We start from the raw sequence: 14,414 nt of genomic DNA on the forward strand, positions 1-14,414 counted from the left end.
AGACTTATTCCATCTGGTGAATGCCATTAAGAATGTTTAACCTATCCTTCGATCCTGTTCTTTATGGATGCCTTTGGAACTATTTCAGGAGATCATTGATACGTTTTTCAGCATCATCCAATGCTTTTTGCGGGTCTTTATTTTCTAGTAAAACCTTTTGGAATTCTTCATTTACTGCCTTATTAATCTCGGAGATATTTTCAACTGGAGGGAAAATATTTTTTCCAATCTCCAATTGTTTTGCGGCGTAAAACTTGCCTTTTTCTGCCGGGTCATCTGAATTTTCACCTTGGGTAAAATATTCATCCGCGGCTGCTTCCTTTACAGATGGCAAAATGGCAACAATTTTAGAGAAAGCTAACTGGCTTTCTGCATTGGTCACAAACTTAGCAAATTTAACTGCCTCTTCAGGGGACTTTGTTTTTGCTGATACGGCAATATTCATAATCGCCATATGCAGGAATCCTGACGAGCCACCCATTGCTGGAGCTGCATCTGATTTTTCATATACCTCTGGAGATAAGTCTTTAACTTGACGGAAGAGCTGAGGACCGGTTAACCACCAAGCGACTTTTCCTTGGGCATACCATTCATTTGTTTTTGCCTGGCCTAATAACAGTTCCTTTGGAATCAATCCCTTATCGAATCTTGCCTTAAACTCCTTGAAGATTTTCAGCGCTTCTGGCGTATTGATAGCTGCCTTTTTCAGGTCTTTTGAAACGATTTCGACTCCATTTTGCGGCAGGTATTTGTGGATTTCGTTTGGAACACTGCCGTATACACCTAACTTATCATAGAGGACTTCGGTCATTTCCCATGCTTCTTTTTCCGTTGCTGGCGGATGATTGAAGCCTGCTTTTTCCAACAATTCTTTGTTGTAAAGCATGCCTCCTGTGGTCACATACCAAGGCAGGGCATAGGTTTTATCCCCTAAATTTCCAGCATCCCACACACCATCAAAATAATCATCTTTCACATCGGCTGCTTTTTTCGTCAAATCCATAACCGCGCCAACAGCCGCAAGCTTTTTCAAATAATCGGTATTCAAATTCATGACATCCGCGAGTTTTCCGGATGCTGCTGCAGTCAATGTTTTTTGTTCAACCGTGTCAAAGGGGAGATCTTCCCAAACAACCGTCACACCTGGGTTTTCTTTTTCAAATTGATCGATGAGGCCATTGATGTAATCGTCAAATGTCGGGCTTAACGCAATCGTCCAAAACTTAATCTCAACATCTTTTTTCTTCGTCCCTTCACCGTCGCCGCTAGCACTTTCTTTGTTTGAGCATGCGGTCACCAGAAGAAGAGAAAAGACAAGCAATAGAATTGAAAGCCTTTTCAGTTTCTTCAAGATTTTTTCCCCCTTAGTAGATAAATAGAATGACTCCACCTCTCCAATTGAACATTTACTTCAATTTTTTCGGAAAATGGTGGAAATATTCTTCATTTTTAATTTTATTTGAGAAAAATTGCCATGTCAATACAAATGTACTAATTTTTGGAATAGTTTCAAATTACTACAAATGTTCTTTTATAAATTGAATCGTGGCATCTATATGCGAACTAATTCCCGGCGCATCATGGCCGGAAAACGGATAAGCGATAATCGATTTATCGGAATGAATATGATTATAAACACCATAAATGGTTTGAGGAGGACAAATTAAATCTTTCAATGCTGCCGTAAGCCTTACTTTACTGGTGATTTTGGAGGCCAAATTCAAATTGTCAAAATAGGAAAGTGTTTGAAAGACTTGGGCACTTTTTTCCGGAAACCGGCTTAAGTATTCTTCTATTTTTACAAGCGAGCCCTCAAATTTTTGCTGAATCGCCAGTTCGAGATTGCACATATTGGGAACATCGGCCACTACCAGCTTCGGACGCTGATCAAGGGCGGCAACAGCCAATGCAATCCCCCCGCCCATACTAGCTCCAAGCAGGCAAACACGATGGTGATCAATCTCCGGTCTAGTAAACACAAAATCGATTGCCCGTTTACTGTCCATATATACTTTCCGATAATAATACTCGTTTTTATCTAATAAGCCTTGTGTGGCCCATGTTCCAGCAGAACCTGAGGAGTAGAGCGAGTCGTCCCCACTCTCGCCATGCCCGCGGCAATCGACAGCAAAAACAGCGATTCCTTGAATGAGCCATTTCAAATAGTTGGAAACAGAACTTTTATTTCCACCATACCCGTGAAACGTAATGATACAAGGGAGTTCCTGATTCCTTTCTTTTGGCACCATATAGTACCCTTTTATTAACGTGCCGCCGAAACCTTGGTAGGTAACATGGAACGCCCGAATTTGTTCAATCGGGTAGTCTATTTCTATGAGTATCGGCTGTAGCGGAACCTGAGCGGATTCTTCCAGTGTAGACGTCCAAAAAGACTCGAAATCCTCCTCTTTTGTCATTTCTGGTTTATAGGTTTTGATGGTTTTTATCAACGTTTCGATTGAATACAATTTTGTTTTCCTCCCGTTTCACTCTTTAATCTCCTCAGTTTTTGGACTTCAAACACATAGCAAGATGCCGTCATATGCCACCTGAATGCCAATAGGGGCAAAGATTTCTTCCAAATCCTCCTGCATCAGCCCAATATTATGGGAAAAGTGGGTCACGATGATTTGGCTATTTTCATCGATTATGTTGTTTTGTTTAAAAAACGTTTGGATTTCCTTCACTGCCTCAATGTTTAGATGATTGCGCCGTTCTGGCAACAGTCCATTCGTGCAATCGAGAATCGCTGCATCCAATTTTTTATCCTTAAGCCAATCCCAGGTAGCATCCGGAAACCAGCCGGTATCATGGCCGTAAAAGATTGTTTTCCCGTCTTTTTCAATGTAGAACAGCAGGCATGTTTCAAGTGGGTTATGGTCTGCAAGCAGCGGTGTGACTCGGGCAGTCCCCACTTGATAGGTCGTAAATGGCTGCATCAGCGTGTAGGAAAAGTAAGGTTCGGCGTGCAGCAGGGCCTCTTTGCATTTAAGAATAGCCACGTCATGTCCGTAGATTTCCAGTGGGTATGGGAAGTCGTGGGCAAAACCAGGTGTTCTCATGCCAAGGTCCTTGGGATTAAAATGATCCATATGGGTGTGGGTAAATAATAAGTGTTCCACCTTTGATAGGTCCAAATCATGGGTAAGGACATGATGGTAGGTATCAGGTGGAAAATCAATTTTTATCGTATCGTCAATGATGGCCGAAGAACGGGTTCTGATATTTTTGCCGCCTAACTCTCTGGCTTTTTTGCAATGCAGGCAATTGCAAAATATGCCTGGAAACCCCTCAGCTGCCGCTGTTCCAAGGATCTGTATTTTCATAACTATCATCCTCTCATTCTCATAAAATAATGTCTTCGACCAGTTGAATAAAAGGACAGGTTATAGAACCTGCCCCCAATCCATCTTACTTATCACTACGAATCATTTTTAAGAACCCTGGATTATGATGCGGAGGTTTAGATGGTTCTGCAAACTCCTCCTCTACAATATGCCACCAATCGAACCACTCGAGATAAACCAGGTCAAATAGCATGACGCCGTGAGTTTTTTCCATGTCCTTCCTTAATGCTTTACGGAACTGCTCTGGATTATTACTATATTGGTTTAAATATAAGCTGCCATAAACAAAGGTAGCCTCGTTAATGACGTCCATGGCAACCTCCGCTGAGCCTTCGACACTATGTTCCGCAGGTCGTCCGTTTGCCAATGCCTCTTCCTTTGTCACATCCTCAAAATACGTTCCGGTCATAATAAAGTCTAATGTTTCGGCATAACCGGTTTTGTTATAATCTGGGCTGGTCCAGTCGTAGGTTGGCACATGTGTCCGGCTTGCCCAGTTGACTCCCTCACTATAATAATCGGAATACCAGGCACCAACATAGGTGCTGAAATAGACGTCCTTATTAATCTCGTGGACTCGCTTTTCCGCTTTCTTAAAGAAGGACTGGATGTTCCCTGCCCTCCACTCAATCCATTTTTGATACAAAGGGCCTGGAACTATTTTTTGGCCGCTATCATCAAATTGGATTTGGAAAATGTCATTTGGGAAATTGGCCACTTTTTGGCCGATGTACGCTTCAAACTTTTCACGGCTTAGATCACTGAAATCTGCGTAAATACTATTATATCTGGCACGGTCTAACACAATTCCATCTACATCATAGTTCTTTGTTAATTCTTCTATGATCCCTAATTCATATGTTTGAACATCGTCACGGATCGGATTGACGAATGTAGCATTACCGGAAGCCTGTGAAGCTGGGACCAGCTTCGTTTCAGATTTGGAAATATCAATCGTATCACCGACTTTCACATTATTGAGAAGCCATGTACGAGCTTTTCCATGTCCGGATAATACGTAACCGTTTTCAGGCACCTCTAAGGCTGGACCATTATACGTATTCCGATCAGAAACTTGCGTAACCGTGTTGTTTACAACTTGTACTTCCGCCCCCCAGCGATTGGCAGGAGATACTTTGTTTTTGTCTGGTGTGTATACAACGAGGTAGTCTGTTTGGCGAACAACATTGGAACCGTTAATTTTTAATGTGCTTCCATTGGCAGCTGTCGCGATTCTTGCCCCTTCATAGATAACGGATTGCCATTCTGGATGTTGGTATGCCGGGCCTTCTTGGTCAAAGGTGCTTCCCTCCGAGAAGACGTTAATCGCGGCATGAACCTTGATGCCGTGTTTATGGGCTTCATCGATGACTGTTTGCAGGAGGTCGTAATCTTTTGGATACCCTTGAAATTTAGCTATTTTCTGTGAAGTGCTTGCATGCGGGGCCAGATTGCTTTTGTAGGCAACAAATCCTGTGGAGTTCTTTATATCCAAAATGATGGTGTCAATATTGGCTCTGGCTGTCTTGCCGACAATGTCTTTCACCTTTTCTTTTGTGTTGAGGTATTCTATGTTGGCGGATAAGTCATACCATAGCATACGTGCTTTTTGGTCTTGGTTGTTGACGAGATTTTTTAATACCTGATGCCTTGAGTTATCATTTCCACCCTCCGCTGCGGCTGGAATAAGAGAGAAAGTTACCAAGAGTAAAGCTGTCAAAAAGGCAAACCATTTTTTCATCCCCATGCTCCTTTTCTATTCTTTATTAACCCTTCGAGTATGTAACCCACGGTGTAAAAAGACTCACCTCCTTTCCAAATATTGGTACTAATTAAATAATAGCATAATTACTGAAATGGGTGAATATTTTCTCTTTTTTTAATAACAAAATAGGATTTTTTTACCACTTTTTATCACTGATCATTATCTCGGTAAAAAAAGATGCTCTTGGTTTTTACCGGTTCCTACCCCACGGAAACTCCTTGTATACGATTAACCAAACGGATTATCTATTAACAACCATGCTGGCGATTTTTCCGGCTGTTCGATCATTTATATATAGGCAATATGTTTTAAGCAGTTGAATAAGCAACAACCCTAAAAAAACGAGGTGGACCCAAATAATGGTACACCTCGTTTTTTATAACCTCCCATGTTTCTAGCTATTTCTGCTTAGCTCATAAGTATCCAAAATGGTGTTTATGATGTTATGAACCTTGCTTGAGTCACCAATGAAGTGTAGTTAAGTCTCTCCGTTCATTATAAAAAGCTGGTCGTTTTTTTATTATTTAATAGGAACCGCTTCTTTCATTAACCTGTTGCCCTCTGAGTCATAAACCATCAGGAAGTACTCCCCATTTTCTAACGTCACTCCATTAAAACGTGAATAAGACAAATCCCCTGGTTTATTTGAATTAGATGCCGAGCTAAACTCTCCCTTAACTCCCGCTTGAGATTCAATTTTAAAATGAATATCTTCACTCTTGCTTTGAGATAAATCATAATAAACTGTTGTTGACATTGGGGTTGTCACTACTTCCCGGATCGTGATTAAATCTCCGGAATCAAGCGTAATTTGCTTATTCAATTCAAACACTTTTTTCTCTTCCATTAACTGCGACTGGTTCACTTCTACTTTAAAAACCCAAGGTCGGTTAATGACTTCACGGTCCCAACTATCGTAACTAATTTCTATGTTTACCTTCTCCGAATTGATTTCCTGGCTTAACTCTATGTCATTAAAAATGGTAAACATATGATTATTTAATTCCACCGTTTCTCCCCCAGTTGAAACCGCAGTATCTTGCCCATTTATTTTTACTGTGGGGGTAATAGCGGTTTGATAATCCATATCTACATGACTGGTTGGCTGAAAGGTGGAACTTACTAATATCCGATGATCGTCTATCATCACTTCATTTAATGTCAATTTGCCCAGTTCATTTTCTGCAGTTTGTCCTATTTCTGTTTTATAGGAGGAATAATCAAGATTTTCATTACTGTTAATATATTTCTCTATTTTCTCACCTATAAAAGGCATATCTGCAACCGTTCCCTTATCAAGTGTTACTATTACACTCAACAATAGAGCAGCCACACTCATGCTTATCGGTATCCATTTATTTCGAGATCCCTTAGAAGAGAGGTCTTTTTTAACCTGCTTGAGAATTCTTTTCTTGTCTATTTTTGATAGTTCGATTTCTTCAAATTCCTGCAAATCAACTTTTACATTATTTAACTCATGATAGATGGTCATTGTTTTACACCTCATTTCTCATTAATAAATTTCTCAACTTTTTTCTCCCCCTGGAGAGTCTGTTGTAAACCCAGGAATCTTTTGCTTTAAACTCAGTTGCAATCTCCCTTGATGAAACTCCCTCAAGATAATATTTTTCAAATATGGCCCTTTCTATATCCGACAGTTTTTCTAACAAGCTCTGCAAATCAAGCAATTTACTTTCAGACACGGTTTGGTCCATACTATTCTCCGTCCATTCTGATTTGCTTAAATATGTCATTTCCTTTGCTGCTTTTCTTACATAATCGATCGCTTTGTACTTAGCAATGGCAGCGATCCAATTCTTAAACTCGTTTCTTGATGAGTCGAATGAATCAATATGGTACCAAATCGACACAAGAACATCTGCGACGCACTCCTCTTGGTCTTGACGATTTCCCTGAAGATAGTTTTGAATGATGGCATATAGTAAGCCGCCATATTTATCAAGTAATATGGAAATGCTTTTTTCATTTTTCAATTTCATCTGTTCCACTATGTATGAATCATCCACTTTCACCTATACCCCTCCTTTGTTTGTTTTTGGTTTCATAAATTAATACGGAATCCGTTTATCATTCCTATCACCGATAAAAAAATAATCCGATAGAAATATCTATCGGAAAATCATAAGTTGAATGATCACCACCATAAAGGTTCTTCTTTTCCCGACTAACCGGTCGCTACGTTACACTTTATTGAAAAATTTATACGTATAAAGCAATAATCCCATAATCCAGGAACCTTACCCCTCAATTAAGCTATTTAATCCAACTTGTATTTCTTGTTCAAATGGTATATTCTCTGAATCTACGTCTTGCTCGTGTATATAAAAGATTAATACATTCCTTTTTTCAAACAAACTATATGAAACTAAATTCATGGTTGCCGTTTTTTCAGTAAACTCTTCTAACCCTTTCTCACGGGCTTGTTCATTTTCAAACTCATATATATAAAAACGCTTTCCGCTTAACTGGTATGCTTCTGGCTCCGCCTTATTCAACTCCGAGCCAAACGAGTTACTATGTGAGAATGTTGTTTCTATTAAGTCTACTTTATTCTCCTTTAAGACCTTTACTACATCTTCTACTTCTATATGCGAACTATCATTTACTTGTTCAGATTGACATGAAACCAATAATAGCAATAGTAAACATAAACATACTATCCTATTCATTCATTCACCGTCCCCGTTCGTACAAAATGGGTTCGCTTTGGCCAGCTCATTGATAACATAAAACCTCTTTTGTTGATTCATAGGGTTATATGTATAAACTAATTAATCCAAGTCCAATACCAAGTTTAGCCCAGTTGATGAGGTAAACTTTGTATTCACTCCTTGTAATAGACAATCTGGCTCGTGGTAGCAAGTAATTTCCCTTCCGGCGTCCATATCTCCGCTGTCTGATCGAAGAAGCCATCGTGAAATTGAAGTGCACGGGCATGGCCTAACACCTCTTGATCGGCATGCGCGTTGAGTTCAGCTGAGTCAATATGGAAGTAAACGGTCAGGGAAACGGTGCCAATGGGTACGACTTGTTTTCGCCGCACGAAAATACGTGGAAAAAAGGCGTCGCAAATCGCTGTCAGTGATAGGAAATCCATGGGTCTGCGCGGTTCATCACGAATCCATTGGATGGTAACAGAATCGGCTGTGTCTTCTGTTTTGGGTTGTGATGGCAGCGAGAGCCCTCCTTGGATAATCCGTATGTCGTAGTTGTTCACCCAAGCTGGCCGTCCCTCTGCCGGCATACTCTCTACTTCATTTGCGGTTGGAACGGACGGAAATTGCGCCTCGGTGGAGGACCAAGTCTTGCGCCGATTTGCGAATACGGCTGTTCCCGTGATGATCACTTCGTCATCCTGAGTAAGCTCAATCATCCAATGCTGCGTTGAGCGGTTTGTTCTGGCCGGCCTTGCTTTGATGACAAAATCGCCCTCCGCAAGTGGCGCTGCATAGTTGACGGTTAGCGCCACTGGCTCTCCTTGACGCGCTGGATGGTTCATTGCGGCCCTGAGAAGGGTGGCCGCAGTCACTCCGCCAAATGGTCCAATCATGTTGGCATAACATTTTGATGTCCGACCGTGGTAGTTGCCTGACTCCTCAGTAAGCCGTGTGGCGGCATCAAAAGGATGGTTTTGTTCAAATAGATTCATAACATCATTCTCCTAGCCCTGATTTTTATTCTCTAATTGCTCCACAATGCCCTTGATCATGGTGCCGTATAAAGGCACTTCCGCTATTTCCTTATTCTGATAAGTCCGAATATAACATATTTACAAGTGTCTTGTACACACGTCGGGTCCTTTCCATACTAGTTCTTTCAAGTATGGTCTTACCCTAATTTTAAAAAGGAAAAAAACCAGTCCTCTTAATAACTCACTTTTAAAAATCAAAAGCCCCTGGCTCACACCAGAGGCTTTACAAAAAGAGAAACCAATATCTATTCAATTACCAGCAAAATTGGGCTTTCCCGTTTCCCCTGCATGATCTGGTTTGCCGACTGCTTTCCCTTGATTATAAGATAGACCAAAACCATACTCATATTTATCCCCAGCTTTATTTTTATAGGCATAATCAGGATATTCTTCTTTTGCAAAGCTAGGAACATCACCGACTTCTTTAGCAACTGCATCCGCACTGGCCGGTATTGCCATTGGCAGCTTGCCGATTGGGTTAAATTCGCCGCGAATCACATCGATGATGGCTTCAGGCTTCGTTCCATAAGTGGCTAGAACGGCAGCAGCATTTGGTTCAATCTTGTCAATCAACCATGGACTGATAAAGTTAATCGCCGTGATGGTTGGGACGGTTTTTTCAATCTCTAGGATCCGGTCTACATTTGCAATCCCTGTTTCAGGACCTATTGTAATCCGTGGATTGTTGTCCCAGTTGGATTGAGCCGGTTTCACCCAAACGAACGCATGAGTGGCGTCTTCAAGTTTATCTACAATCGTGATCGAGCTGTCATACTTTTTGATTGCTTGTTTAAACTTCTCGTTTTCCTCCGCATTGACGCTGCCCGTAAATAGTTCCACATACAGTTTTACCTTCTTCAGCTTGGCATCTTTTAAAGGCAGGATGTTTTTATCGTTGCGTAATAGTACGATGGACTTTCGGTGTGCTTCATCCGCTTCCTTTTGTGCTTCTGGATTATTCACCACATCCAGTGCTTCTTGTGGATCTACATATGGGTCTTCAAACAATCCCAGATTCATCATCTCACTAAGCAGCAGGGTAACGGACTCGTCCACTTCTGACTCGGAAAGTAAGCCTTGATTGACAGCGTCGATAATTAACTGGGGGTCAGAGGAACCTGAAATCAGATCGGTACCCGCCTTCACTGCTTTTGCCACCTTTTCTGCAGGTGATAAGTTTTCAGAGCCCCAGGCATTGGATCCTACTGCTCCAGTATCGGAGTTGACATAGCCTTTAAAGCCCAAGCCGTTCCTGAGGAAATCTAAAATCCCCTTGTTCAGGGCAAATCCGACTTCTTCAAATTGCTGGTTTTCACTATACCAAGGTAATCCTTGGTCAGCACTTGTATTGCTTGGGTAAGCATAATACGGCATCACCGCAGTGACATTGGCCTTAATGGCCGCCTGGAAAGGAGGGATATGGTACTTTAATAGACTGCCTGGAGTTGGATACGGATTGAATTTTCCTTCTTCAAAGTGAGGATCCAATCCGTTATCACGGGCCCCTCCGCCAGGGAAGTGTTTCACTGTAATCGACACACTGCCTTTGCCCAGTTTTTCTCCTTGGAAGCCGGTTATCACATTATAGACCATTTCGGAAGTTAGCTTTGGATCTTCTCCAAAGGTATCTTCGATTCTTGCCCATAGAGGATCGGTGGAAACATCCGCTGTATAGCCGTATACCTTGCGAATTCCGGCCGCTCTCCATTCTTTGGCAGCAATTTCACCAAATTCTTTGACCGCTTCCGGATCGCGTGCAGCGGCCAAGCCTAATGGTCCAGGCCAGAAGGTATGTACGCCCGTACCCTCACTATTATTGGTATAATCCGTTGAAGCGTGGTTTCTCGGGTTGGAAGTGACGACAACCGGAATACCCAGCCTCGATGCTTCTCCCAATTCCTGCAGCTGATTCGTATATTTGGCAATCACATCAACAGTTGGAGTCTGCCGGAAAATGACATGACGCATGTTCTTGGCACCAATCATCGGGTCATTTGCCCGCACATATCTTCCATCTGTTGGGTTGGAGATGGGTGTATGGGTATCGATCAGCATCATTCCTGCTTTTTCAGCCAGGGTCATTTTTCCAACGAGGTCTTTCACCCGCTCACTGACCGATTTTCTCCAGTCTTCATAAGTATCCAGGCTCTTATCGCCATCTAGATCTCTAAACTGATATTGCCCGATTTTCAAGACACCTTTTTTGGCTGCTTCAATTTCTGGCTGGCCCGTTTCAGAGTTGGCAGGAACACGATACGTTTCTACATTGGCGCCCGAGTTTCCTGCGTTGCCTGCAGACGGGTCTACATATCCTAAGTCCTCATTGCCGCCTGCACTAACAGAAGTCACCATCACCGGTGCCACAAGTGATAATGCTAAAGTACTAGTCATCATTGTCTTTTTAAGTTTTGAAGATTTCTTTCTGATTCTTGAAGATATTGAAGCCATTTTTTTACTCCTCCCCTTATTTTAAAACGCTTTCATTTTTTTAAAAAAAGAAAAAGAAATTGCACCTCCTCACACCTAAAACGAAGGTTTAGTTTGTTCACTTAACAAACTATTAAAAATATTCTAACACTTCGAAATTCCTGTTTCATGGGAATTTTTTCCTATTTATACAACCTTTATTAAGATCTAAAAGAATAGAATACGGCTGATCTTACGCAATGGCTAGCCGTTACCAAAAAATATCATCCATAGGGGGAATCGGTCTATTTTCAATTTCTTTTACTTTCTTTGTTATGTCCTGTATCCCATCCACCATCACCTTTTCAATAATCGTTGAACGATATCCGGTTTGCCGCTTAATGCTTTGAATATACTGAAAAGCAACACTTGGAACTCCAGCTTGATCCCTTGCTGCAAGATATCGGCCACAAGAAATTCCCGTTCCTTCAATATTTAAAGACACTTTAACGTAAAACCTCATTATATTACCTTCTTTATTTTGTATATATACTATATTATAGAACGTTTGTTCCTATTTTGTATATAAAAAATGAGGTGATATCCTGTATTATGATTACCTACCGGTGTACGCGAAGTATGTGACATTGTACTTTAATAAATGCTACTACGATCATTATAAAATTGGAAACAATGTTCTGATGGTCAAAATCGTTTCATTCATCCGGTTGAACCAATATTGAATTTGGAAAATTAAGGATAGAGGGAAATGTGTGTTAAAATAGTGTTATAAAACGTAATTTTATTTTGAGGAGATGATTCTTTGGTTAGTTTATTGGAAAACATATTCCAATTCTCAGCAATAATACTACTCCTTTGTTCACTCTTTTATTATAGACACTTCAAAAAGGTTAAGAGAGAGAGAAAACTAACCTTATTTGAACTTTCAATCTATGTCATTACACAAATCTCCATTTATCTTTGCGCAGGCAGTTATCTACTGTTGTTTTTGGATAAGAACTTCGGGTAAGAATTGTTAAAGAAGAAAAGTAATAAAAACAGGACGGTGACCACATCAGTCATCGCCCAAGATATTTTTTATGTTCTAGTAGAAACCGATTTGTTAGTCTATTTGGTCTCCTAAATGAACTACTTTCAACGTTTATTCATTGCCCACTGGGAATTCAATCGTAAATGGTTTTAATTCTTTAGATGGAACAAAGCTGGAAAAATCAAAGAGCAGCATGGTGTTTTCTAGCTTAAAATTCTCAATCCTTTCTTCTTCACCGTTTAAGTCAAAAGTTGATTGGAAGTGTGCTGCTGCTTCATCTATCATTTTTACCTTATTAAAGGGAATCCCGTGGTTTTTAGGAGGCCATGGATTGTCCGGGTCGATTTCGCTAACATAATCCTTATCTACCAACCAGAATTGGTATGCTAAATTGTGGTTGATGGTTTCAAGTTTTTCTTTGCTCAAATTCTGTGGAAGGCCTGTAAGCTGATAATCGATTACCAAATTCCCACCTTTTTGCGACACAGCATTTACCTGCAGGCCTACATTGTACCGTGTGCTTTTAATTGCAAATGACTTTTTGTCTACTAACTGCTCAACTTTTGGGTCTGCGAAATTTATCTGTGGATAAAAAGTAAGGGAAGTAATATCTGAATTGAGCTTGGTCATCTCTGTACGAACGGTACGATGATATCCATCTTCTTGTTTTGATTCCTCGAGATATGTTGGGTTTCCAAGTTTATACACTTTTCCTTTATTATCCACTGCTTTTATATAAATTTCATCACCCTTGTACTTCTGCACCGTTTCATAAACAAATGAGGATGACGCTTTTGCGGTTAGAATCTCTTTTATACGGAGTTTGACCCCATCATCCAGGTATTCTTGCTCCTGATTCATCACAAGGGAACGATTTTTTTCTTGTTTTATGGGAATATCAAAATTCCATTCACCTTCGATCCCGTTAATATTATGAATCGTTATAGGAAGAGTAAAATTCTCCTTAAATGTTTTATACGGATATTGCATTTTCCATTGAAATTCATACCCATTTTCCACTTTCTTAAGGTCATTTGATTTTCCCCTTAGCCAAGGGTCATCATCACCTTTATTGTGTTCGAAGTTCATATCAAAGCTTACTTCTCCTTTTTCGTTTCCCCCCTTTTCAACTCCTTCATCTACAAATCCGGTAATGGATACGACACTGCCATCAAAATAAGCGCTTGTCAGCTTTACGGTCACTCCATTTTTTGTAATGGCTTGGTTTAATTCTGTCACTGCATCCTGATTTGCCAACTCTACACCAGTCTCATCATTAAATTCCTGAAAGATCCCGCCAATTAAAGGTGCCTTGGCCAAAACTTTATTCATGGTCGGATTAACAAAGCCTGAGGTAACGGTAATTCCAAGTAGTGCAGCTGCAGTTGCCACACCTGTAAGAACCTTCTTTTTCTTTGCCGTTCCCTTATTGCCATCCTTGTTAATCCCTTTGGAAATGGCGCAAAATACTTTTTCTTTCGGCACAGGTATTTGCTCTATGGCTGTGTTGAACTCCTGGTTATCCATGGCATTTGTCCTCCTCATTTTTATAGAATTTTTTCAACTCTGCTTTGCCTCTACTTAGATAAGTTTTTACCGTGCTCTCCGGGATTTCCATGACACTGCTAATCGTTTTTATCGAGTAATCGTAATAATAAAATAAAATAATCGCAGTTCGATAATTCTCACGTAACTGCTGAATGGCTTGAAGGAGCTGTAAGGATTCCTCCATGTTTGGATTTACCGTACCCTGCAGGTTTGACAATATCTCATCACTCATCGGAACAACCTTGCTTTTCCTCTTTAGGATTTGTCCCGAACATCGTATGACAATTCTGGTGAAGCAGGTCATAAAATACTCCGGACTTTTTAATGAATGGATGGATATAAAGGCCTGATAAGTTGCTTCTTGAACAACATCCAACGCATCTTCCTCGTTATGTACATAAAGATAAGCCGTACGGTAAATTCTTTCATAATGTAGCTGAACCAATTTTTCAAAGGCTCTTTTATTCCCTTTAATGGCTTTTTTAACCAGCCGGTAGTTTTCTATTTCCATCTAATGTGTCCCCCTTTACTCATTAGTGGGATCAATCAACAAAAAAAGTTTCAAAAAGTTTTAATTGGATACCA

The 14,414-nt window shown here is 40.6% G+C and carries 12 protein-coding genes; all 12 read right to left on the minus strand.

Annotation, left to right across the window (positions count from 1 at the left end; translation table 11 throughout):
- Nucleotides 1–79: 79 nt before the first annotated feature.
- Complete coding sequence (locus BN2425_RS10930; RefSeq protein ID WP_042458916.1) at nucleotides 80–1,351, minus strand: ABC transporter substrate-binding protein; 1,272 nt, start codon at nucleotides 1,349–1,351, stop codon at nucleotides 80–82.
- Nucleotides 1,352–1,517: 166 nt separating this feature from the next.
- A complete protein-coding gene (locus BN2425_RS10935; RefSeq protein ID WP_052352834.1) occupies nucleotides 1,518–2,468 on the minus strand; it encodes an acetylxylan esterase in 951 nt (316 codons plus the stop codon).
- A 48-nt stretch (nucleotides 2,469–2,516) separates the two neighbouring features.
- Nucleotides 2,517–3,326 carry an MBL fold metallo-hydrolase gene (locus tag BN2425_RS10940; protein WP_042458918.1) on the minus strand — a complete coding sequence of 270 codons (810 nt, stop codon included), beginning with the start codon at nucleotides 3,324–3,326 and terminating at the stop codon, nucleotides 2,517–2,519.
- A gap of 85 nt (nucleotides 3,327–3,411) precedes the next feature.
- The gene (locus BN2425_RS10945; RefSeq protein ID WP_052352835.1) at nucleotides 3,412–5,088 is read right to left on the minus strand and encodes an alpha amylase family protein; all 1,677 of its coding nucleotides are present in this window, start codon (nucleotides 5,086–5,088) and stop codon (nucleotides 3,412–3,414) included.
- A gap of 544 nt (nucleotides 5,089–5,632) precedes the next feature.
- On the minus strand, nucleotides 5,633–6,604 hold the full coding sequence (locus BN2425_RS10950) for a DUF4179 domain-containing protein (protein WP_042458921.1): 972 nt from the start codon (nucleotides 6,602–6,604) through the stop codon (nucleotides 5,633–5,635).
- Nucleotides 6,605–6,608: 4 nt separating this feature from the next.
- Nucleotides 6,609–7,145 (minus strand): sigma-70 family RNA polymerase sigma factor, encoded by a 537-nt coding sequence (locus BN2425_RS10955; RefSeq protein WP_042458923.1) that lies wholly within the window; start codon nucleotides 7,143–7,145, stop codon nucleotides 6,609–6,611.
- Between the two features lie 225 nt (nucleotides 7,146–7,370).
- Complete coding sequence (locus BN2425_RS10960; protein WP_042458927.1) at nucleotides 7,371–7,802, minus strand: hypothetical protein; 432 nt, start codon at nucleotides 7,800–7,802, stop codon at nucleotides 7,371–7,373.
- 155 nt (nucleotides 7,803–7,957) lie between these two features.
- A complete protein-coding gene (locus tag BN2425_RS10965) occupies nucleotides 7,958–8,782 on the minus strand; it encodes an acyl-CoA thioesterase (RefSeq protein ID WP_042458930.1) in 825 nt (274 codons plus the stop codon).
- 291 nt (nucleotides 8,783–9,073) lie between these two features.
- Nucleotides 9,074–11,272, minus strand: a complete 2,199-nt coding sequence (locus BN2425_RS10970) for a glycoside hydrolase family 3 protein (RefSeq protein ID WP_052352836.1) — start codon at nucleotides 11,270–11,272, stop codon at nucleotides 9,074–9,076.
- Between the two features lie 229 nt (nucleotides 11,273–11,501).
- Nucleotides 11,502–11,753: a hypothetical protein gene (locus tag BN2425_RS10975; RefSeq protein ID WP_042458933.1), complete on the minus strand. Its 252-nt coding sequence runs from the start codon at nucleotides 11,751–11,753 to the stop codon at nucleotides 11,502–11,504.
- 639 nt (nucleotides 11,754–12,392) lie between these two features.
- Entirely contained in the window at nucleotides 12,393–13,808 is a 1,416-nt protein-coding gene (locus BN2425_RS10985; RefSeq protein ID WP_042458936.1) for a DUF4179 domain-containing protein, read from the minus strand.
- Nucleotides 13,801–14,340 (minus strand): sigma-70 family RNA polymerase sigma factor, encoded by a 540-nt coding sequence (locus BN2425_RS10990; RefSeq protein ID WP_406603190.1) that lies wholly within the window; start codon nucleotides 14,338–14,340, stop codon nucleotides 13,801–13,803. Before BN2425_RS10990 ends, BN2425_RS10985 begins: the two co-directional genes overlap by 8 nt.
- Nucleotides 14,341–14,414: the final 74 nt, after the last annotated feature.

Source organism: Neobacillus dielmonensis (assembly GCF_000612665.1).
GTDB lineage: Bacteria > Bacillota > Bacilli > Bacillales > Cytobacillaceae > Neobacillus > Neobacillus dielmonensis.